The sequence below is a fragment of the Rhodoplanes sp. SY1 genome (assembly GCF_046000175.1).
Lineage (GTDB): Bacteria > Pseudomonadota > Alphaproteobacteria > Rhizobiales > Xanthobacteraceae > Rhodoplanes.
Genome location: NZ_JBEOMB010000061.1, coordinates 24,884 through 44,939, shown reverse-complemented (window position 1 = coordinate 44,939; position 20,056 = coordinate 24,884). Strand labels below are relative to the sequence as shown.

Genomic DNA, 20,056 nt, shown 5'->3' with positions numbered 1-20,056 from the left:
GGTGGGCGCGCCATGGACGTGCCCATGCCGTTCGCGCGCCACCGAGCCGCGGATCCTCGGCCCATTGCGATCCGCGTCGGCAGTTCAGCCGTCGATGGGCTGATCGACGACGACGGCCGCGCCGTTGCGGTAAGCCGACGGCGTCATGCCGGTGGCGTCTTTGAAGGCGCGGGCGAAATGGGTGGGATTGGCGAAGCCGACCGCGAACGCCACCGCGGCGATCGAAGCCTCCGATCCGGCCAGAAGCAGCATCGCCCGCTCGACCCGTTGCCGGACCACGTACCGCAACGGCGTCTCGCCGGTCGTCGCCTTGAACGAGCGATGGAAATGCCGTTCGGAGAGACCGCAGAGCGCGGCCAGCTCGGCCAGCGAAAGCCGCTGGTCCAGGTGGCTCGCGACGAAGTCCTTGACGCGGCGCAGCTTGAACGGAGGGAGGGCGCCCCCCTCGTCGACCCTCCGCCGAGCGTCGAAGCGATTGACCAGGTAGCGCGTCAAAGCCGCCGCCATCGTTTCCGCGTAGATCGGCTCGATGCCGCCGGCCAGAGCGTCCAGCCGCTCCATCTCCCGAAGGAGCCCGAAGACGAAGGGCTCCTGCTTCAGCGACATGGACGGAACCCGGGCGAGCGACGCGCCGACGTCCTCGCTGGAGGCGTCGAGCGCGATCGCAGCCCAGCGCCATTTCACGTCGTGCAGCTCGAGCCGGCGCGCGCACCCCGCCGGCAGGAACGAGACCGAACCCGTCAGGTCGGGGCCTTCGTGCCTGAAGCCATCGGCGGTGGTGAAGACATGCCGCCGGGCGCCGCCCTGCAACGTCGCCATGATCAAATGACGGCCGGAAACGATTTCGCCCGCCACATGCGGCGTGTGAGGCCGATGAGCGGTTTCAAAGACCCCGGTCGCCCAAGACGTGCGCCGCCAACTGTCGGGACGCGACGACAGCCTTCCGAGGGGCACAGCGACGACCGTGACGGAGGCCATGACCGGGTGTTTTCGATGCCGACTTGCTCGTCCATCCTATCGGCGGACGCCCGCCGAACTCAAGGAAGCGCTCGATTTTTTGTCCGCATCCGGTCAGCCGTGGCAGGATCCGAGGCGACAGCATCGGGCCGGCCGGCGATCCTCCATCGCGCACGTCAACCGTGGACGATGGAGAACGTCATGAGCCCGAACCCCTCCGGCCTGGGCCAGGCCACGGATCGCCGAACCTTCATCGCCGCGGCCGGCGCGGCGGGGGCCGCCGCCGCGTCAGGCGCATCGCTGGCGGGAGTTCAGGTCGCGCAGGCGCAGCCCGCCCCCTCGGCCGGTCCGGCCGATCTCCGCCCCGTCATCACCCGCAAGGCCGGCAAGGCCGACGTCACCCTCACGGCCCTCGGCCTCGGCACCTTCCTGACCTTCGATCTCCTGCCCGGCGCCGACCGCCGGCACTTGCGCGACGTCACGCGGACTTATGTCGACGCCAATGTCGGCGTGGTGGACACGTCACCCCTCTACGGCACGGGCGAGGTCTCCACCGGCGCCTTCCTCAGCGCCATGGGCGTGTCCGACAAGCTGTTCATCAGCAACAAGATCTGGTCGACCGGCGACTTCCTGGCCGACGAGAGCCACGCGCTCAGGAGCTTCGAGCAGTCGCTGCTGCGCCTGTGGCGCAGCAAGATCGATCTGATGTTCTGCCACAGCCTCGTCAACGTCGATGTCGCCCTGCCGATCCTGCGCGCCTGGAAGAAGGAGGGCCGGCTGGGCCATGTCGGGGCCTCGCACCACGAGAACCCCTATCACCCCATCCTCGCGGCGCTGGTGGAGCGCGACCAGCTCGACTTCGTGCAGGTCAACTACTCGATCTTCAATCGCGGCGCGGAAGAGCGGCTGCTGCGGGCCGCCGCCGACAAGGGGGTCGGCGTCTTCGTCAACATGCCGCTCGAGAAGGGGCGCCTGCACAAGGTCGTCGGCACCAGGCCGCTGCCCGATTTCGCGAAGGAGTTCGGCGCGACCACCTGGGCCGAGTTCTTCATCAAGTGGGTGATGGGCAACCCCGCCGTCACCACGGTGCTGACGGCGACCTCCAACCCGGCGCATGCCGCCGAGAACGTGGCGGCCTTGCGCGGTCCGCTGCCCGACCAGGCGATGCGCCAGCGCATGGTGCGTCACATGGAGACGATCCCGGGCTTCGACACCCTCGCCTCTCTGCCTTGGTATCCGGACAAGCAGGCACAATATCAGGGTGTCATTCGTCGGGAGCAGGCCCGTCTGCGCCAGCGCTCGGCCTGAGCAACCAAAACCGCCGGGGCGGCGCGTGCGCCGTCTGCCGCGACGCGCGCCGCCCCGCTCCCTTCGACCCGTCACGATAACGGCTCGCCATGATCAGACAATCGCCCGGCCCGTCAGTGATTTGCGTGTCGCTCTTTGTCGCTTGCGCCGCGATCCCGTCGGACGGGCTGGCGCAGGCTTCGGGCCGCGTCCGCATCGGATCCTTCGCGCTCGACCGCACCGAGGTGACGATCCGGCAGTTCCGCGCCTTTGCCGACGCCACCGGCCTGAGAACGGCGGCCGAACGGGAGGGCGGCGGCTTCGAGTTCGCCGGCGGCTGGACGCGACGGACCGGCTGGACCTACGCGCGGCCCCAAGGCCAACCGGGGAGCGACGAGGAGCCGGCGGTCCACGTGAGCTGGCACGAGGCCGCGCGCTACTGCGCCCATGTCGGCGGGCGGCTTCCGACGATGGCGGAATGGCGCTCCGCCGCCTACACCGAGCAGCGCGACCAGCCGGCCGACGGATTCGTCAAGGGACGCACCTACCCCTACCCCGTCGGCGACGAACCAGACGGCATGAACACCAACCGCCGCGGCCATCTGACGGTCGGCAGCACCAAGAGCGGCGTCAACGGCCTGTACGACATGGGGGCCAATGTCTGGGAATGGATCGCCGACCGCCGCGGCGACGAGGCGCTGACCGCCGGGGGGTCCTGGTGGTATGGCCCCGCGCAGGCGCGCGCCGAGGCCGCACAATGGAAGGCCGCGAGCTTCTACGCCGTGTATGTCGGCTTCCGCTGCGCCTACGATGGGCGCAGTTGAGCGGGCGTCGTCTGGATCGTCGGAGCACGGCGGCGAGGCTGTTCGGCGCCATCCGGAGACCGCGATGGCGCTGCGCGGCGACGCGGCGCTGTCCGCCGCGACCTTCCCGCCGGCCTTCGTGACCATCGCCCTCCTCTCCGCCTCGGCGACGCTCCTGTTCGCGCTGATGCCGAAGGACGCCGGGGCCGAGATGGCGCGGGGCAAGTGAGGCCGGCACGCGATCGCGCGCGGCCTCTCTCCGCCCTCGTCCTTTCGCGCACAGCGTCTCGCCGCCCTCGTCCTGAGGAGGCTGCGAAGCAGCCGTCTCGAAGGGCGGGGGCGGCCTCCGCGTCGGGGGCCACATGGTTCGAGACGCGGCCGGAGTTTACACTCGGGCCGCGCGTAGCGCGGACCCGGGTGGCCGCTCCTCACCATGAGGGGGTGAGTCAATACGATTGTGCGACGCCGGGGAGACCGTAGGGCGCAATAGCGAAGCGTATTGCGCCGAAACTCTGCGCCGGCCGCGATGCCGAGCCGGCGGAATACGCTCCCCTATTCCGCCCTCCGACGATCCGGGCTACGCTTGCTCAGGCACTCCTGAAACGAAATCGTTTCGAGGCTCGCCGAGGGTTGAGCAGTTCCCCGTGGAAGCGTCCATGCATAATGAGCAAGAACGGCGTGAGTTGGCTCGGCTGCACTTGGATGCGGTGGAGATTTGGCTTCGCCGAACCATAAACCACGAACTAACAAAGGCGTTTGGGCAGGATTATTGGAATGCGGCGTACTCCGCCGATCAGCAAACCATAATTCCGGCGAGAATTCGGGATCACGCTACAAAAAGGCAGACGGCTGAGCCGAGCCGCTTCAAACGGCCACTGGACGCAATAACCTTCAATGATGCTATCGACATCGTGCTGCATCCACGCCTATTTCCGGAGTATTTTCGGCAAGCCCTCAGCGCCGCCTTTCCCAACGGATCAGCCGAAGCTCGCACTTATCTATCGCGGTTAAAGTCGCACCGCGACCAACTCGCCCACGGCGGAATCTGTAGCCAGCGCTGCCTTGAGCAGTGTACTTGCTATTCAAACGATGTCATCGATTCACTAAAGGCACATTTTCGGGAACGCAAGATGGAGCAGATATTTAACGTTCCAAGATTCATCCGTCTAATCGACAACAAAGGAAACGATTTTAGTTTGGATATCGAAAATGAACATGGTCACTTCATCGATTGCCGGACCGGCGGCAAAGGAGATGTTTACATCGGAGACCGGCTTATAATTGAGGTCGAGGTAGACGAGAGCTTTTCTGATTTTACCATAGAATGGATTTCATTCAATGACGACCGCGGCAGCGGAAAAGTTGCAACCATCGCGATCGAGCCTAAACATGTCGGAATCCAAATGATTGTCAGGTTCCAACTAAGATCGAAGGAAACTTGGCATCGTTTACACGGCGGCATAGATGACTTACTCGACATTTACTATCGTGTTTTACCGCCAATCTGAACAATCAAATAACACGACGCTCCAGTAACAGCAGGCGGAGGTTGGCAAAGCCGCGCAGCGGCGTGCCCACGCCGTCCACCCTCGCCGGCTCCGACCGCGTGGGCACGGCGCGCCTTCGGCGCGCCTTTGCCCACCCTACTCGTCGGAAACCTGCCGGAACCCCATCGCCAGCACGTAGAGCTCGGCCGAGTCGGCTCGGCTGGCGGCGGGTTTTACGTGCTTGACCTTGGCGAAGTCGCGCTTGAGGTCGGCCAGGAGATCACCCTCCGTGCCCCCGCGAAGGACCTTGCAGAGGAAGGAGCCGCCGGGGCTCAGGACTTCGCGGGCGAACAGGGCGGCGGCCTCGGCCAGCGCCATGATTTTCAAGTGGTCGGTCTGGCGATGGCCGGTGGCGTTGGCGGCCATGTCGGAGAGCACCACGTCGGCCGGGCCGCCGAGCAGGGCCTTCAGCTTGGCGGGCGCGGTGTCGGCCAGGAAGTCGAGATGCAGGAGGTCGACGCCGACGATCGGCGGCATGTCGAGGATGTCGATGCCGACCACCCGGCCCTTGCCGCTCTCGGCGCCGACGCGCTTGGCCGCCACCTGGCTCCAGCCGCCCGGCGCCGCCCCGAGGTCGACGACGCGGCCGCCCGGCCGGAACAGCTTGAAGCGGTCGTCGAGCTCGATCAGCTTGTAGGCGGCGCGCGAGCGAAAACCCTCGCGCTTCGCCCGCGCCACATAGGGGTCGTTGAGCTGGCGATCGAGCCAGAGCTTTTGCGCGAGCGTGCGGCTCTTCTTCTTCTTGACCTGGACTTTCAGGGGCCGGTTGCGGTCGTTGGTGGTCATGGGGCGTTGATCTCGACGTCGATGGCGCGCGCCTGACGTCCGAAACGCCTGCGCCGGAAAGAACCTCGTGTCCCGGGCGCGGCGCTCCGCGCCGTGACCCGGGACCCAGGGCGGTTGGACGAGGCGGTCCGAGGCCCCTTGCCGAGCCGCCCCTGGGCCCCGGCTCTGCGACGCATCAGGTCTTCGACCCGATGCGTCTTGTCCGGGGCACACGGCCGAGGAACCGGGAGCCGCTTCATACGTCGCGTCCGGGCGTGCGCAAAGCGCAATCACCCCTGCGCCCACACCCCGTCGGCCCGCATCATCTTCACGAGAATGCCCTCGCGCAGGCCGCGGTCGGCGACGCGCAGGCGGGGGCACGGGAAGGCGCGGCGGATCGCCTCCAGGATGGCGCAGCCGGCCAGCACCAGGTCGGCCCGCTCGGCGCCGATGCAGGGGTTCGCCACGCGCTGGCGGTAGCTCATGGTCATCAGCCGGTCGATCACGGCGGCGATCTCGTGGCCGCGCAGCCAGCAGCCGTCGACCCGGCGGCGGTCGTAGCGCGGCAGATCGAGATGCACGCCCGCGATGGTCGTCACCGTGCCCGACGTGCCGAGCAGATGCATGCCGCCGAGGTCGCGCGCATGCGCCTTGGCGAAGCTCACGAGCGCGACCGACACGTCGGCCACCATGGCGTCGAAGGTCGCGCGGTCGACCGTGACGCCGCCGAACCGCTCGGCCAGCGTGACGACGCCGATCGGCAGCGACACCCAGCCCTGGATCACCGGCTTGGGCGGGCCACGCCCGGCCGGCTCGGAGCGCCCGAGCCGGACCAGCTCCGAGGAGCCGCCGCCGATGTCGAACAGGATGGCGCCGCGCGCGTCCGGGTCCATCAGCGGCGTGCAGCCGGTGGCGGCCAGCTCGGCCTCGGTGCGCTGGTCGACGATCTCCAAATCGAGCCCGACCAGCTCGCTGATGCGGGCCTGGAACTCGGCGCCGTTCTTGGCCGCCCGGCACGCCTCGGTGGCGATCAGCCGGGCGCGGGTGACGCCGCGAGCCCGCATCTTGTCGCGGCACACCGCGAGCGCGTCGACGGCGCGCGCGATCGCGGCGTCGCCGATCCGCCCGGTGAGCGAGACGCCCTCGCCGAGCCTGATGATGCGCGAGAAGGCGTCGACCACCCGGAACGCCGAGCCGGTCGGCCGCGCCACCAGCAACCGACAGTTGTTGGTGCCGAGGTCGAGCGCCGCATAGGTCGGCCATGTCCCGGGGGCCGGCCGAGGCGTCGGCGCCGTGCCGGCCGCAGTCGGCCAGCCCGGTTCGGGGCGCTCGGGCGCCCCCTCCCTCCCCGACCGCGGCGGTCCGAGGAGGCCGGTGGTGGGGGCCTCTTGATCCATCAATCGCCTTCGCGCCGGCCGCCGTCACAGGCGCCGAGCGTCATCACGATGTGTTGTTTCGTCGACTCGAAGTGTAACAGGCCTTCCGGTCGACGCAATTGCCACAGTGTGACGACGCATTTGCTGCGTTGCGATTTTTGGCGAAGCAATGAACTGCGAGACACTCCTTTGTCGCGGTTTGTCCAGGGCGCCCGGATGGTCTAAGTCTGCCGCATCCCATGCCCCCGGCTCCTGGACACCGATGACCTCTCCCGACGCCCGTCTCGCAGGGTCGCGCAAGCCCATGCCCGACTCGCTGCCCCATTGGTCCGACGCCCGCTTCGCGGTCGGCCAGCCCGTCCCGCGCACCGAGGATCCGGTCCTGGTGCGCGGCCAGGGCCGCTACACCGACGACATCGCGCTCCCCGGCCAGGCCTATGCCGTGATGGTGCGCAGCCCGCATCCACACGGCAACATCCGCGAGATAGACACGGACGCCGCGCGAAAAATGCCGGGCGTGCTGGCCGTCTACACGGCCGCGGATCTCGCCGGCTGCGGCACGTTGAAATGCGTCACGCCGCTGAAGAGCCACGACGGCACGCCCTTGGCGAAGCCGCCGCGCCCGCCGCTCGCGACCGACCGGGTGCGCTTCGTCGGCGATCCGGTGGCCGTGGTGATCGCCGAGACGCTCGCGCAGGCCCGCGACGCCGCCGAGGCCGTGGCGCTCGACATCGAGCCGCTGCCGGCCGTCACCACCACGGCGGCGGCGATCGCGGAAGACGCGCCGCAGCTCTACGCGGAAGCGCCGCGCAACATCGCGCTCGACTGGCGCACCGGCGACAGCGAGGAGGTCGCGGCAGCCTTCGCGACCGCCACCCATGTGGTGCGGCTCGACCTCACGGTCAGCCGCGTCGTCGTGGTGCCGCTCGAGCCGCGCGCCGCGGTCGCCGACTTCGACCCGGCGAGCGGCCGCTTCACCCTGCATCTCGGCTGCCAGGGCGCCTTCGGCATGCGCGGCCAGATCGCCGACCTGATGCAGGTGCCGGTCGACAAGGTTCACATCCTCACCGGCCATGTCGGCGGCTCGTTCGGCATGAAGGCGGCGGCGTTCCCGGAATATGCCTGCGTGCTGCACGCCGCCCGGGCGCTCGGCCGGCCGGTGAAGTGGACCGAGGACCGCAGCGCGAGCTTCCTGTCCGACACCCACGGCCGCGACCAGGAGCGCACCGCCGAGTTGGCGCTCGACGGCGAGGGGCGGTTCCTGGCGCTGCGTCTCACCGGCCACGCCGACATGGGCGCCTATCTCGGCCTCGTCGCGCCGATGCCGCCGACCGTCAACGCGCTCAAGAACGTCGCCAGCGTCTACCGCACGCCGCTCATCGAGGTGCGCACCCTGTGCGTGTTCACCAACACGACGCCGATCGGTGCCTATCGGGGCGCCGGCCGCCCGGAAGGCAACTACATCATGGAGCGGCTGATCGACGCCGCCGCCCTGCAGACCGGCATCGACCGGCTGACGCTGCGCAGGCGCAACCACATCCAGCCGGAGGAGATCCCCTACGCGGCCGCCTCGGCGCTGACCTACGACTCGGGTGACTTCCCGGCGATCTTCGAGCGGGCGCTCGCCGCCGGCGATGTCGCCGGGTTCGAGGCCCGCAAGCAGGCGAGCCGGGACCGCGGAAAACTGCGCGGCTTCGGGATCGGCAGCTATCTCGAGGTGACGGCACCGGCGAGCCCGGAGATGGGCGGCCTCGGCTTCGAGGCCGACGGCACCGTGACGTTCACGACCGGCACGCTCGACTACGGCCAGGGCCATGCCGCGCCCTTCGCCCAGGTGATCGCCGAGAAGCTCGGCATCCCGTTCGAGCGCATCCGGCTGCGCCAGGGCGACAGCGACGCGCTGATCGCCGGCGGCGGCACCGGCGGCTCGCGCTCCTCGGCGGCGAGCGGCACGGCGGCGGTCGAGGCCTGCGGCCGGGTGATCGAGCAGGGCCGCGCCATCGCGGCGGCGCTGCTGGAGGCCGGCGTCGCCGACATCGAGTTCTATGGCGGCCGCTTCACGGTCGCCGGCACCGACATGGGCGTCGGCCTCCTGGAGATCGCGCAGCGTCTCAACGACGGCGTCGAACTCCCTGAGGGTGTTCCGCAAAAGCTCGACGTCGCGCTGGTTAGCCCGGGGGCGCCGTCGACCTTCCCGAACGGCTGCCATGTCGCCGAGGTGGAGATCGACATCGACACCGGCGTGCCCGAGGTCGTGCGCTATCTCTCGATCAACGACTTCGGCACGGTGATCAACCCGCTGATCGTCGACGGCCAGATCCATGGCGGCGTCGTCCAGGGGATCGGCCAGGCGCTGTTCGAGCGCGTCGTCTACGACGCCGACGGCCAGCTGATCACCGGCTCGTTGACCGACTACGCCCTTCCCCATGCCAGCGACGTGCCGCCGATCGACACCGGCTATCACGGCGTACCGGCAACGACGAACCCGCTCGGGGTCAAGGGCTGCGGCGAGGCCGGCTGCGCCGGCGGGCTCGTCGCCGTGATGAACGCGGCGATCGACGCGCTCGCCGAGCACGGCGTCCGCCACGTCGACATGCCGCTGACGTCCGAAAAGCTGTGGCGGCTGATGCACGGCGCCGGCGCGGCGGGGTGACGTGACCCGGGGTGTCGCTGACGACGCGCTCTCTTCCTTCTCCCCGCACGCGGGGAGAAGGTGGCTCGCCTCGAGGAGGCGAGTCGGATGAGGGCTTCCGTAGAGCACGGACTCGCGGAGACGCCCCCTCGCCCGACATCCGCGCTGGATGCGCCAATGTCGACCTCTCCCCGCACGCGGGGAGAGGTAACAAGGACCGCCTTCGGAGGCCCCGCGATGACCGAGAGCCGCCCGCCGCTCGATGCCGCCGCCGACGGGCGGGCGGCCGACATGCGCGTCGTCATGGCGGTGAGCGCGGCGCACTTCGTCTCGCACTACTATATCCTCGCGCTGCCCCCCGTGTTCGAGATGGTGCGGGCGAGCTTCGCGGTCTCCTACACCGAGCTCGGCCTCGCGCTGGTCGTCTTCAACGTCGCCTGCGCGGCCGGCCAGACGCCGGCCGGCGTGCTCGCCGACCGCATCGGGGCGCGGCGCGTGCTGGTCGCCGGCCTCGCGCTCGGCGGGCTCGCGCTCGCCGGCGCCGGGCTCGTCTCCTCGTTCTGGCTCTTCGTCGTGCTGTTCGGGCTCGGCGGCCTCGCCAACGCCGTCTATCACCCGGCCGACTACGCGGCGCTGTCCGAGCGCATCGCGCCGGAGCGGATCGGCCGCGCCTACTCGATCCACACCTTCGCCGGCATGATGGGCGGCGCCGTCGCCCCGCCCCTGATGCTGTTTCTCGACAGCCAGATCGGCTGGCGCGGCGCCTTCGTGGCCTCCGCCCTGCCCGGCCTCGCGCTCGCCGCCTGGCTCGCGCTCGCCGGCCGCTCCATCCTGCCGGTGACGCCGCGCCCGACCGCCGCCCGGGGCACCGCCGCCGAGGCGAGCGGCTCGGTGCGGCTGCTCACCTCGCCCGTGATCCTGCTGAACTTCGTGTTCTTCGCGCTGTTCGCCGTGTTCCAGCTCGGGCTGCAGACCTATTCGGCGGTCGCCCTGGTGGCCGCACATGGATTGCCGCTCGCCGCCGCCAGCCTGGCGCTGACCGCCTATCTGCTCGCCTCGGCGATCGGAGTCCTGCTCGGCGGCCTGCCGGTCGGCCGGATCAGCCCGGCCGGGCTCACCATCGCCGGCATGCTGGTGGTCGCCGCCTGCACGGTGGCGCTGGGGATCGGCACGGTCGGGACCGTCGCGGCCGTGCTGCTGCTCGGCCTCGCCGGCCTCGCCGGCGGCATGACCATGCCGGCCCGCGACATGATCGTCCGCGCCGTGACGCCGCCGGGCGCCTTCGGCAAGGTGTTCGGCTTCGTGACGACCGGGTTCAACCTCGCCGGCGTGCTCGGGCCGCTGCTGTTCGGGCTCCTGATGGACCACGGCCGGCCGGGCGGCGTGTTCCTGGTGGTCGCCGGCGCCTGCCTGCTGTCGATCCTCACCGTCCTGGGCGGACGGAAGCCGGTCGCCGCCGGGTGAGACGCGGCGCCGATGGCGCCCGCCTCACTGCAGCGGCTCGCCCGGCACGCGGCCGCTGCGCAGATCGACGGCGATGCGCTCCAGCATGTCGGCCGCCCAGCGCTGGCCGCCGACCGACACCATCCGGGACAGCGCCTCGCACAGCAGGACCGAGACGACGGTCTCGATCGTGATCCCGTCGCTCTGCGCGTCGGCGATCGCGTCGCCGACGAGCGCTTGCGCATCGCCGAACCGCGGCGGGCCGGACGGGGCAGTCCTGTCGTCGTCAAAGACGTTCATCGAAATCTTCTGCATCTGGAGAAGGGGGTCGGCGCGGGGTGGCCCCTCTCCGCGCCCGAGCGGTCCGGTGGACCGATCGATTTCGTCCAATCTTGTAATACTATAACAAGTCCGTCAATCGATCGCTGGTTGCGACCGCAGCGCACCATGGTGGTGGCATTGTGCGGCATATAACGTTACGGTATCCCCCATAGGAGCAAGCCATCCCGATCGGCGTGGCGGCGCCCCTGATCCTGCGAGCTGCCCATGGACCGGTTGTCCCCCGTCGACATCGAGCGTGTGCGCCACTCCTTCGACCGGGTGTGGTCGGAGTCGCAGCGCCTTTCCGACCTCTTCTATGCCCGACTGTTCGAGACAGCCCCTGAGGTGCGTCCGCTGTTCCGCGGCGACCTCGCCGAGCAGAAGCAGAAGTTCCTCGGCACGCTCGCCGTGATCGTCGGCAGCCTGGAGAATGCCGCCGTGCTGATGCCGGCGGCCGAGACGCTGGCCCGCCAGCACGTGGAGTACGGCGTCGCGCCGGATCATTACCCGGTGGTGGGCGAGGCGCTGCTGTGGAGCATGGCGCAGTGCCTCGGGCCGCAGTGGACACCCGAGATCGCCGCCGCCTGGACGAAGGCCTACGGCGCCGTCACGGGCCACATGATCACCAGCGCCTACGCCTGACCGGACGGACCGCCGGCCTCACTTGCGGCGGTCACCGGCGCCGGGACGGAGCACGAGGACGTGCGGTCCCACGTCCGGCACGCCGGCATCGCGGACGACTCGGCTCCGCGGCCGCACCACCCTCGACAAGACCCTTCACGTCGCGGTATTGCGGACGCAGCACCGGTCGCGGAAGAAATCCCCGCGGGATTCCTGCCGCCGGCCCCCAAAGCATTGTGGTGATGCAGCGGTTTTGTAAACCGCAGAGCCTGGTTCGATTCCGGGTGGGGGCACCACGCCGTCGCGGGCGCCGGTCCTGACCGGGCACGCCGTCCGGCCGGCCGGGACCATTCCCACAGGCGCCACCGCTCGGCTCCATCTCCCGCGGCGGACGGTTGCGCGTGCGGGGTGAACCTGCCTCGCCGCGAACGAGACGAAAGCGGGAGCACCGTCGCACCGTCTTCGCCGTCACGTCGCCGGCGCGGTCCGCGAGTCACCCTTCGATCGTCGGGACCAACATGACGCAGCACCTTGTCGTCGACCTTGTCGTCGTCATCGACCCTGTGGTCGCAAACCCGGGCCGTGCCGCAAGGGCCGCCCCGGTGCCGCCCGCAAGGCCTCCCGAGCCGCGCCGGCCGGCCCGCGGCGCGAAAACGTCCGGCCGTCGCCTGATGCTGGCCGCATGTGTGGCCCTGGCCGCCGGCATCGGCCTGCCCGAGCGATCCGCGGCGGAAGGGCTCGGCGCGCGCAGCGCCCGGATCAACGCGCTCGGCGCCGCCGGCAAGTACTCGGAGGCGATCCCGCTCGCCGAGGCCATGCTGGCGGACCTCGAGAAAGGCCGGCCGTCGAAGGACCTCGCCGGCGCCATGAACAATCTCGCGGAGCTCTACGGCCGCGTCGGCCGCGACGCCGAGGGCGAGCCGCTGCTCAATCGCGCCATCGCCATCATGGAGCAGACCGGTGCGCTCGACTCCGTCGAGATCGGGCCGATGCTCAACAATCTCGCGGCGCTCTATCAGCGCCAGCAGCGCTACGCCGAGGCCGAGCCGCTGTTCCGCCGCGTGCTCGCGCTGTCGCAGAAGCAGCTGCCGCCCAATCATCCCGACCTCGGCCGCGCCATCAACAATCTCGCGACCAACTACGAGCGGCAGGAGCGGCATTCCGAGTCCGAGCCGCTGTTCCGGCGGGCGCTGGCGCTCTACGAGAAGGCGGCGGGTCCCGAGAGCCCGGCGGTCGCGACCGTGCTCAACAATCTCGGCCAGGTCGTGAAGGTCGAGGGGCGCTACGACGAGGCCGAACCGCTGATCAGGCGCTCGCTCGCCATTCGTGAAAAAGTGCTCGGCAAGACGCATCCCGACGTCGCGCGCTCGCTGAACAATCTCGCCGACCTCTATCAGCGAAAGGCCCGCTACAACGACGCCGAGCCGCTGTTCGCCCGCGCGCTCGCGATCCGCGAGGCGGCCGTCGGCCCCGATCATCCGGACACCGCGACCGCGATCAACAATCTCGCGGCGCTCCATCTCGCCGCCGGCCGCATCGCCGACGCGCTGCCGCTCGAGGAACGGCTGATCGCCGGCGGGCGCGCCCAGCCCCGCGTCGCGCTGCCGGTGCTGTTCGAGGCGGAGCAGCGCGGGCTGCTGCCACGCGAAAAGGCGCTCGACGAGGCGCTCGACGTGATCCAGCGCGGCACGCGGTCCTCCGCCGCGGCGGCCGTGAACAAGCTCGCGGCGCGGCTCGCCGCCGGAACCGATCGCCTCGCCGCGCTGGTGCGCAAGGACCAGGATCTCGCCGCCGAGGCCGTGCAGCTCGACAAGGCGATCGTCGCGGCGGTGTCGAAACAGGCCGGACGCGATCCCGGCGCCGCCCGGCAGACCCGCGACCGGCTCGCCGTCGTCACGCGAGAGCGCGCCGCCCTGCAGAAGACACTGGCGATCGAGTTCCCGGACTACGCCGCGCTCTCCGATCCCCCGTCCCTCCCGGCCCGGGACGTGCAGGCGCTGCTGTCGGGCGACGAGGCGCTGGTGCTGTTCTCGGTCGGCGAGACGAAGAGCTTCGTCGTCGCCCTGACGCGGGACGCGGCCACTTGGAAACGTATCCCGCTCGGCGCCGGCGCCGTCACCGAGAAGGTCGTGGCGTTCCGCCGCGGGCTCGACCTCGGCCGGCCGCGCGACGCAGACGAGCGGGTCCAGCCGTTCGATCTCGCGCTCGCCGCCGATCTCTATGCCGCGCTGCTCGGCCCCGTCGAGCCGCTGGTCGCGGGCAAGACGAGCCTGCTGATCGCGCCGGCCGGCGCCCTCACGGCGCTGCCGTTCCATCTTCTGGTGACGTCGGCGCCGCCGGCGGGCGTGCCCGAGGGGTTCGAGGGCTATCGCGCGGCAGACTGGCTCCTGAAGCGGCAGGCCGTGTCGGTGCTGCCGTCGCTCGGCAGCCTGAAGGCGCTGCGCCGCGCCGCGCAGAACGATCGCGCCGCCAAGCCGATGGCCGGCTTCGGCGATCCCCGCTTCGATCCCGCGGGCGACCGCAGGGACGACCGCGTCGCCATGCGGAGCGTGACGGGCGTCGCCTACACGGAGTTCTGGAAGGGCGCCGGCGTCGACCGGGCGCGGCTCGCCGAATCCCTGACGCAGCTTCCGGAGACGGCGGACGAGCTGACCGCCGTCGCCAAGGATCTCGGGGCGCCGATGTCCGACGTCCATCTCGGAAGCGACGCCAGCGAGACCACGGTGAAGCGGCTGACCCTCGCCGACTACCGCGTCGTCTATTTCGCCACCCACGGCCTGGTCGCCGGCGACGTGAAGGGTCTCGCCGAGCCGTCGCTGGCGCTCTCGATCCCGGCCCAGCCGACGGCCCGCGACGACGGCCTGCTCACGGCGAGCGAGGTCGCCGAGCTGAAGCTCAACGCCGACTGGGTGGTGCTCTCGGCCTGCAACACGATCGCCGGCGACAAGCCGGGCGCCGAGGCGCTGTCGGGGCTCGCCCGGGCCTTCTTCTATGCCGGGGCGCGCGCCCTGCTGGTGACGCATTGGGCCGTGGATTCGGCCGCCGCCACCCGCCTCACGACCTCGACCTTCGCCATGCTCAAGGCGGAGCCCGGGATCGGACGGGCGGAGGCGCTGCGACACGCCATGCTGGCCTATCTGAACGACGATTCGTCGCCCAAGAACGCCTATCCGGCGTATTGGGGAGCATTCGCCTTGATCGGCGAGGGACGGAGCCGGTAGCTTCCCGAAGCCGGGCTCGCTGACCACCGGCGGACTGTCGTGCAAGCTTCGCGAAAGCCAGCCGGCCAGCCGCGACGAGGGGCCCTCATGGAAACCGCCGTGCCGCCGATCATGGAGATGGTGATCTACGGCGCCGTGGTCGCCGCCTGCGTGCATCACATGATCTGGGGGCGCCGGCGCGACGCGGAGCGGCTCGCCGAGATGCGTCGCCGGAAGGCGGCGGGACGGGACCCGGGCTGAGCCGCGGGTCCGTCCGCCCCTCGTTCCGTCCCACGGCCGCCGCGTCGCGGCGTCAGTTCTCGATGGTCGCGCGCCACGGGAAATCGCGGCCCGGCGCCCAGTCGCAGCGGTAGGTGCCCGACAGCGATTGGCGGTCGGGCCGCAGGGCGCCCCGGTAGGTGCAGCGGCCCTTCTCCTGGTCGCGCAGGATCGTCATCGCGTCGCCGTCGATCCGGATCAGCATCGCCGCCATGTCGGTGCCGCCGGCGGGGTGGCGCCATACCGCGTCGAAGATCTCGCTCATCCCGCGCCGCTTGACGGTGGCGCGCCAGCCGTCGTCCTCGACGATCGACCACACCTGCCCGCGCCAGTCGTCGCGCGGCCCTTCCGGCAGGGCGTTGCTGATCGTCGCGCTCCACGGGAACGCACGGTTGATGTTGTTGCAGCCGTAGGTGCCGGACGCCGACAGCCCGTCGGCGGCGAGGCGGCCGCGATAGATGCAAGCGACCCGCGGGGCGCGCCGGACGATGTGGATGTCGTCGCCCGTGATCGCCATCTCGGCGACCGAGATGTCGAAATAGGCCCGCGTCGGATCGAAGTTGATGGCGTCGAACGTGTCCGAGGTGCCGCGCCGCGTCCAGGTGCCCCACCAGCCGGCCGTCCCCTCCTCGGTGTGCCAGACGCGACCGATCGAGCCGCGCCGGTCGGCCGGCGGGGTCGCCGGCACGGGCGGGGCGATCACGAACGCAGTGTCCTGTCGCGGGGGCGTGCCGGCCGGCGTGGCGGGCTTCGCCTTCGGGGCGGGGGTGTCCGCCGAGGCGGCCGCCGGCGGCGCGCCGAGATAGATGCGGCCACCCTGGGTCTGGTCGTAATAGGCCGGGCTCTGCTCGTGGCCGACCGAGCGGGCGAGCGCCGCGACCTCCTGGCGCACGTCGATCACCATGTCGGCGAGGTGCTTCCTGGGCGCGGCGAGCTCCGGCACCAGGGCACGGGTGAACACCGAGTTGGGCGAGCGGTCGGCGCCGCCGAGCCCGTCGAGCGCCGACTGGCCGAATCCCGCGCTGTAGATCGCGAACACGCCTTGTGCCTCCGCGACCCGGGTGAGCCCGCGCGCCGCGCCGACCGAGCGGGTGACGCCCGGCTTGCGGAACGGGTTGTCACGGCAGGCGTCGAGGATCATCAGCGTGACCTTCGCCTTGCGCTCCTGGATGTCGGCGACGATGTCGGCCTCGCCGATCGCCATGTTGCGCAGCCGCGTCTCCTGCCCCGGATCGATCTCGGGCACATCGGCCGGCAGCAGGAAGTTCGCGCCGCCGATCGCGACCCCGTGGCCGGCGTAGAAGAAGGCGGCGGTGTCGCCCGGCCGGATCGCCTGGGTGAAGGCGAAGATGCGGTCGACCATGCCGCTGCGATCGAGATTCTCGCCGCGCATCACGGTGAAGCCGAGCTTCTCCAGTGCGTCGCCGACCGCGTTCGCGTCGTTGACGGCCTTGGCGAGCTGCTGGACGGCACCGAGATTGCGATAGTCGTTGTTGCCGATCACAAGGGCGACGCGGGCCGCCTGCGCCGGGACCGAGACCGCCAGCGTGGCGACGACGAAGGAAGCGAGGGCGACGAGAATGGAAGCGAGACCGGCGGGCACGCGCATGTCGAGATCCTGAACTGTCACGCCGCCTCGCGCGGCGATCGATCCCGGGAGATCGACCGCAGCGCCGCGGCCCGTCTGGTCTGTCGCCGATGCCGGTGCGGTGGTTCTGGCCGCCGGTGCTAATCCGCCCCGCGGCCCTCCGCCCCACCGCCCCCCGGGTGCGATCGTGCCGCTCCCGCGATACACTGTCTCGACCGTCCTGCGGAGCCTACGTCGCCTGATCGCCGAACGGTCCGTACCTCGTCACCATTGCGGACGGCATCGGAGCGTCGGTTCGACTGACGGAACGATGACGCGCAACGGAGTGTTGCACACGCGAACCCATCGATCAGACAGGTGTCATGCCCGCTCCGTCCCTCGCCCCGTCAGCCTCTGCGTCGACCGTCGTCGCCGATCGGTCCGCGACACCTGCGCCGCGCTTCGGACCCGTTCTGGGACCGGACGGCACCTGCTTCCGCCTGTGGGCGCCGAAGCATCCCCGCATCGTGGTCGAGCTGCCGGCGTCGCAGCAGCGGGTCGCCATGACCCCGGTCGGCGACGGCTGGCACGAGGCCGTGGTCGCCGACGCCGGGCCGGGCACCCGCTATCGCTTCGTGCTGCCGGACGGGCTGGCCGTGCCGGACCCCGGCTCGCGCTTCCAGCCCGACGACGTCCACGGGCCGAGCGAGGTGATCGATCCCGACGCCTATGCCTGGGCGACGCCGGATTGGCGCGGCCGCCCGTGGGAGGAGGCCGTCGTCTACGAGCTGCATGTCGGCACCTTCACGCCGGAGGGCACGTTCCGGGCCGCGATCGAGAAGCTCGACCACCTCGTCGACCTCGGCGTCACGGCGATCGAGCTGATGCCGATCGCCGACTTCCCGGGCCGGCGGAACTGGGGCTACGACGGCGTCCTGCCGTTCGCCCCGGATGCGAGCTACGGGCGTCCCGACGACCTCAAGGCGCTGGTCGACGCCGCCCATGGGCGCGGCCTGATGGTGCTGCTCGACGTCGTCTACAATCACTTCGGGCCGGACGGAAACTACCTCGCCGCCTATGCGCCGATCTTCACCGAGCGCCACCACACGCCGTGGGGCGCCGCCGTGAACTTCGACGCCGAGGGCGCCGAGATGGTGCGCGCGCTGGTGATCGAGAACGTCCTCCACTGGGTCGACGAGATGCGGCTCGACGGGCTGCGCCTCGACGCCGTCCACGCGATCCTCGACGACAGCGCCGAGCACGTCCTGCACGAGATCGCGGCGGCCGTGCATGCGGCGACGCCGGACCGGCACGTCCATCTGATCCTCGAGAACGAGGAGAACGAGGCGCATCTGCTGGTCCGCGCCGCCGACGGCGCGCCCCGCCTCTACACGGCGCAATGGAACGACGACGTCCACCACGTTCTGCACTGCGCGGTGAGCGGTGAGAGCACCGGCTATTACGCCGACTATCGCGGCGACACCGACAAGCTCGGTCGTGCGCTCGCCGAAGGCTTCGCGTTCCAGGGCGAGGAGATGCCCTATCGCGGCTCGGCCCGCGGCGAGCCGTCGCGCGACCTGCCGACGACGGCCTTCGTCGCGTTCATCCAGAACCACGACCAGGTCGGCAACCGCGCCTTCGGCGACCGCATCGGCGCCTTCGCGCCCGCCGCCGCGGTGCGCGCCGTGACGGCCGTCTATCTGCTGCTGCCCCAGGTGCCGATGCTGTTCATGGGCGAGGAGTGGGCCGCGGCCGAGCCGTTCCCGTTCTTCTGCGATTTTCAGGAGCCGCTCGCGACCGCGGTGCGCGAGGGTCGCCGCGCCGAGTTCGCCCGCTTCCCCGAGTTCCACGACCCGGCGCAGCGCGACCGCATCCCCGACCCGACCCTGCCGGCGACGTTCGAGGCGGCGAAGCTCGACTGGAGCGCCCTGCACCGCGACCACCACGCGCGCTGGCACGCGCTGTATCGCGATCTCCTTCACATCCGCCATCGCGAGATCGTCCCGCGGCTCGCCGGAACCGGCGCCGGCCGGTACGCGGTGCTCGGCCCCGGTGCGGTGGCGGTCGAATGGGATCTGCGCGGCGCGCGGCTGCGTCTCCTCGCCAATCTGTCGCCGGAGCCGCTCGACCGCCTCGACCCGATCCCGGGCCGGACGCTGTGGTGCGAGGGCGAGATCCGCACCCGCGGCGGCGCGAGCCCGGCCCACGCGCTCGGTGCCTGGACGGTCGTCTGGGCGGTCGACGAGACGGCGCAGGGCTGATCCTGCGCGTGCCCCGGACAAGGCGCTGAAGGCCGCAGGCCTGATGCGCCGCAGAGCCGGGGCCCAGGGGCGTAACGACGGGCGGCAAGTCGGCCGCCACGGTGAAGCCCTCGCCCGATCGCCCCTGGGTCCCGGTTCGCGGCGCGTGGCGCCGCGCCCGGGACACGAGGCGGCGGCCCCGCACCGCCCCTGCGTTTTACGAATCTCGACGTCGCGATAGAACGGCCGGAGCTTCAACGCGCGCCCCGAGCGGGCCGGAGGCTCGGATGAGCGTCGCCGCGCTGTCGAACTTCGACCTGCCCCAGTTCGTCAACACGCTGGTGAGCCTGGGCACCGCCTTCGTGCTCGGCACGCTGATCGGCGCCGAGCGGCAGTGGCGGCAGCGCAACGCCGGCCTGCGCACCGCCGTGCTGGTGGCGGTCGGGGCCGCCGCCTTCGTCGACATCGGCATGCGGCTGAACGGCAACGCCTCCGCCGTGCACGTGCTGGCCTACGTGGTGTCCGGGGTCGGCTTTCTCGGCGCCGGCGTGATCATGAAGGAAGGCCTCAACATCCGCGGCCTCAACACGGCCGCGACCCTGTGGGGCGCGGCCGCGACGGGCGGCGCGGCCGGCGCCGACCTGATCGGCGAGGCCGTCACCATCGCGGTGTTCGTGCTGATGGCCAACACGGCGCTGCGGCCGCTGGTCGATCTGATCAACCGCCAGCCGCTCGACGAGGCGACCACCGAGGCGACCTACGAGGTGCGAGTCACCGTCACGGCGGAGGAGATGCCGGTGGTGCGCGCCGCCGTGCTCGATCAGCTCGACGCCAAGTCCTACGCGGTGCGCGGCACCGCGGTCGAGGAGCAGTCGGAGGAGACGCTGGATCTCGCCGTGACGCTCGCCGGCTCCTCGGCGCGCTCCACCGAGCTCGACGAGATCGTCGCCCGGGTCGAGCGGCTGCCCGGCGTCGAGCACGCCGGCTGGACGATGCGCACCGCCGACTGAGCGCCGCC

16 protein-coding genes and 1 tRNA gene are annotated in these 20,056 nt (G+C 70.6%); 12 read left to right on the top strand and 5 right to left on the bottom strand.

All coding sequences use genetic code 11. The annotated features are described in order from the left end of the window. Window positions 1–84: 84 nt before the first annotated feature. On the bottom strand, window positions 85–978 hold the full coding sequence (locus tag ABTU92_RS16990) for a helix-turn-helix domain-containing protein (RefSeq protein WP_408092666.1): 894 nt from the start codon (window positions 976–978) through the stop codon (window positions 85–87). 180 nt (window positions 979–1,158) lie between these two features. Here ABTU92_RS16990 and ABTU92_RS16985 point away from each other — a divergent pair, with 180 nt between their 5' ends. From ABTU92_RS16985 to ABTU92_RS16970, 4 genes are all read left to right on the top strand, one after another. Further along, window positions 1,159–2,265 (top strand): aldo/keto reductase, encoded by a 1,107-nt coding sequence (locus ABTU92_RS16985; protein WP_408092664.1) that lies wholly within the window; start codon window positions 1,159–1,161, stop codon window positions 2,263–2,265. 125 nt (window positions 2,266–2,390) lie between these two features. Continuing rightward, a complete protein-coding gene (locus ABTU92_RS16980; RefSeq protein WP_408092662.1) occupies window positions 2,391–3,068 on the top strand; it encodes a formylglycine-generating enzyme family protein in 678 nt (225 codons plus the stop codon). A gap of 64 nt (window positions 3,069–3,132) precedes the next feature. Next, the gene (locus ABTU92_RS16975) at window positions 3,133–3,276 is read left to right on the top strand and encodes a hypothetical protein (protein WP_408092660.1); all 144 of its coding nucleotides are present in this window, start codon (window positions 3,133–3,135) and stop codon (window positions 3,274–3,276) included. A gap of 427 nt (window positions 3,277–3,703) precedes the next feature. Next, a complete protein-coding gene (locus ABTU92_RS16970; protein WP_408092658.1) occupies window positions 3,704–4,555 on the top strand; it encodes a hypothetical protein in 852 nt (283 codons plus the stop codon). Between the two features lie 135 nt (window positions 4,556–4,690). Here the strand turns inward: ABTU92_RS16970 and ABTU92_RS16965 are convergent, their stop codons facing one another. After that, window positions 4,691–5,380, bottom strand: a complete 690-nt coding sequence (locus tag ABTU92_RS16965) for an RlmE family RNA methyltransferase (protein ID WP_408092656.1) — start codon at window positions 5,378–5,380, stop codon at window positions 4,691–4,693. A gap of 269 nt (window positions 5,381–5,649) precedes the next feature. Next, window positions 5,650–6,756: a Ppx/GppA phosphatase family protein gene (locus ABTU92_RS16960; protein ID WP_408092654.1), complete on the bottom strand. Its 1,107-nt coding sequence runs from the start codon at window positions 6,754–6,756 to the stop codon at window positions 5,650–5,652. 283 nt (window positions 6,757–7,039) lie between these two features. On the opposite strand from ABTU92_RS16960, the gene ABTU92_RS16955 reads away from it, so the two are divergent. Both ABTU92_RS16955 and ABTU92_RS16950 read left to right on the top strand, forming a co-directional pair. Next, window positions 7,040–9,388 carry a xanthine dehydrogenase family protein molybdopterin-binding subunit gene (locus ABTU92_RS16955; protein ID WP_408092652.1) on the top strand — a complete coding sequence of 783 codons (2,349 nt, stop codon included), beginning with the start codon at window positions 7,040–7,042 and terminating at the stop codon, window positions 9,386–9,388. 216 nt (window positions 9,389–9,604) lie between these two features. Beyond that, window positions 9,605–10,831, top strand: coding sequence for an MFS transporter (locus ABTU92_RS16950; protein ID WP_408092650.1), 1,227 nt, complete (start codon window positions 9,605–9,607; stop codon window positions 10,829–10,831). Window positions 10,832–10,855: 24 nt separating this feature from the next. Here the strand turns inward: ABTU92_RS16950 and ABTU92_RS16945 are convergent, their stop codons facing one another. Continuing rightward, on the bottom strand, window positions 10,856–11,110 hold the full coding sequence (locus ABTU92_RS16945; RefSeq protein ID WP_408092648.1) for a hypothetical protein: 255 nt from the start codon (window positions 11,108–11,110) through the stop codon (window positions 10,856–10,858). Between the two features lie 255 nt (window positions 11,111–11,365). Between ABTU92_RS16945 and ABTU92_RS16940 the strand changes: the two genes are divergently transcribed. From ABTU92_RS16940 to ABTU92_RS16925, 4 genes are all read left to right on the top strand, one after another. Further along, window positions 11,366–11,773: a globin family protein gene (locus ABTU92_RS16940; protein ID WP_408092744.1), complete on the top strand. Its 408-nt coding sequence runs from the start codon at window positions 11,366–11,368 to the stop codon at window positions 11,771–11,773. Window positions 11,774–11,974: 201 nt separating this feature from the next. Beyond that, window positions 11,975–12,048 (top strand) — tRNA-Thr (locus ABTU92_RS16935). Window positions 12,049–12,423: 375 nt separating this feature from the next. Then, entirely contained in the window at window positions 12,424–14,973 is a 2,550-nt protein-coding gene (locus ABTU92_RS16930) for a CHAT domain-containing tetratricopeptide repeat protein (RefSeq protein ID WP_408092646.1), read from the top strand. 87 nt (window positions 14,974–15,060) lie between these two features. Then, window positions 15,061–15,213 (top strand): hypothetical protein, encoded by a 153-nt coding sequence (locus ABTU92_RS16925; RefSeq protein WP_408092644.1) that lies wholly within the window; start codon window positions 15,061–15,063, stop codon window positions 15,211–15,213. A gap of 52 nt (window positions 15,214–15,265) precedes the next feature. Here ABTU92_RS16925 and ABTU92_RS16920 read toward each other — a convergent pair whose 3' ends face one another. Then, the gene (locus ABTU92_RS16920) at window positions 15,266–16,840 is read right to left on the bottom strand and encodes a caspase domain-containing protein (protein ID WP_408092642.1); all 1,575 of its coding nucleotides are present in this window, start codon (window positions 16,838–16,840) and stop codon (window positions 15,266–15,268) included. 341 nt (window positions 16,841–17,181) lie between these two features. Between ABTU92_RS16920 and treZ the strand changes: the two genes are divergently transcribed. Next, window positions 17,182–19,059, top strand: coding sequence for a malto-oligosyltrehalose trehalohydrolase (gene treZ, locus ABTU92_RS16915; protein WP_408092640.1), 1,878 nt, complete (start codon window positions 17,182–17,184; stop codon window positions 19,057–19,059). A gap of 266 nt (window positions 19,060–19,325) precedes the next feature. After that, complete coding sequence (locus tag ABTU92_RS16910) at window positions 19,326–20,048, top strand: MgtC/SapB family protein (protein WP_408092638.1); 723 nt, start codon at window positions 19,326–19,328, stop codon at window positions 20,046–20,048. Window positions 20,049–20,056: the final 8 nt, after the last annotated feature.

Excerpts from the sequence above, each read along its gene's own strand:
- ABTU92_RS16965 (WP_408092656.1), bottom strand. The coding sequence starts at position 5,380 with ATGACCACCAACGACCGCAACCGGCCCCTGAAAGTCCAGGTCAAGAAG.
- ABTU92_RS16955 (WP_408092652.1), top strand. The coding sequence starts at position 7,040 with ATGCCCGACTCGCTGCCCCATTGGTCCGACGCCCGCTTCGCGGTCGGC.
- ABTU92_RS16920 (WP_408092642.1), bottom strand. The coding sequence starts at position 16,840 with ATGCGCGTGCCCGCCGGTCTCGCTTCCATTCTCGTCGCCCTCGCTTCC.
- ABTU92_RS16970 (WP_408092658.1), top strand. The coding sequence starts at position 3,704 with ATGCATAATGAGCAAGAACGGCGTGAGTTGGCTCGGCTGCACTTGGAT.
- ABTU92_RS16960 (WP_408092654.1), bottom strand. The coding sequence starts at position 6,756 with ATGGATCAAGAGGCCCCCACCACCGGCCTCCTCGGACCGCCGCGGTCG.
- treZ (WP_408092640.1), top strand. The coding sequence starts at position 17,182 with ATGCCCGCTCCGTCCCTCGCCCCGTCAGCCTCTGCGTCGACCGTCGTC.
- ABTU92_RS16985 (WP_408092664.1), top strand. The coding sequence starts at position 1,159 with ATGAGCCCGAACCCCTCCGGCCTGGGCCAGGCCACGGATCGCCGAACC.
- ABTU92_RS16975 (WP_408092660.1), top strand. The coding sequence starts at position 3,133 with ATGGCGCTGCGCGGCGACGCGGCGCTGTCCGCCGCGACCTTCCCGCCG.
- ABTU92_RS16910 (WP_408092638.1), top strand. The coding sequence starts at position 19,326 with ATGAGCGTCGCCGCGCTGTCGAACTTCGACCTGCCCCAGTTCGTCAAC.
- ABTU92_RS16925 (WP_408092644.1), top strand. The coding sequence starts at position 15,061 with ATGGAAACCGCCGTGCCGCCGATCATGGAGATGGTGATCTACGGCGCC.
- ABTU92_RS16945 (WP_408092648.1), bottom strand. The coding sequence starts at position 11,110 with ATGAACGTCTTTGACGACGACAGGACTGCCCCGTCCGGCCCGCCGCGG.
- ABTU92_RS16950 (WP_408092650.1), top strand. The coding sequence starts at position 9,605 with ATGACCGAGAGCCGCCCGCCGCTCGATGCCGCCGCCGACGGGCGGGCG.
- ABTU92_RS16990 (WP_408092666.1), bottom strand. The coding sequence starts at position 978 with ATGGCCTCCGTCACGGTCGTCGCTGTGCCCCTCGGAAGGCTGTCGTCG.
- ABTU92_RS16930 (WP_408092646.1), top strand. The coding sequence starts at position 12,424 with ATGCTGGCCGCATGTGTGGCCCTGGCCGCCGGCATCGGCCTGCCCGAG.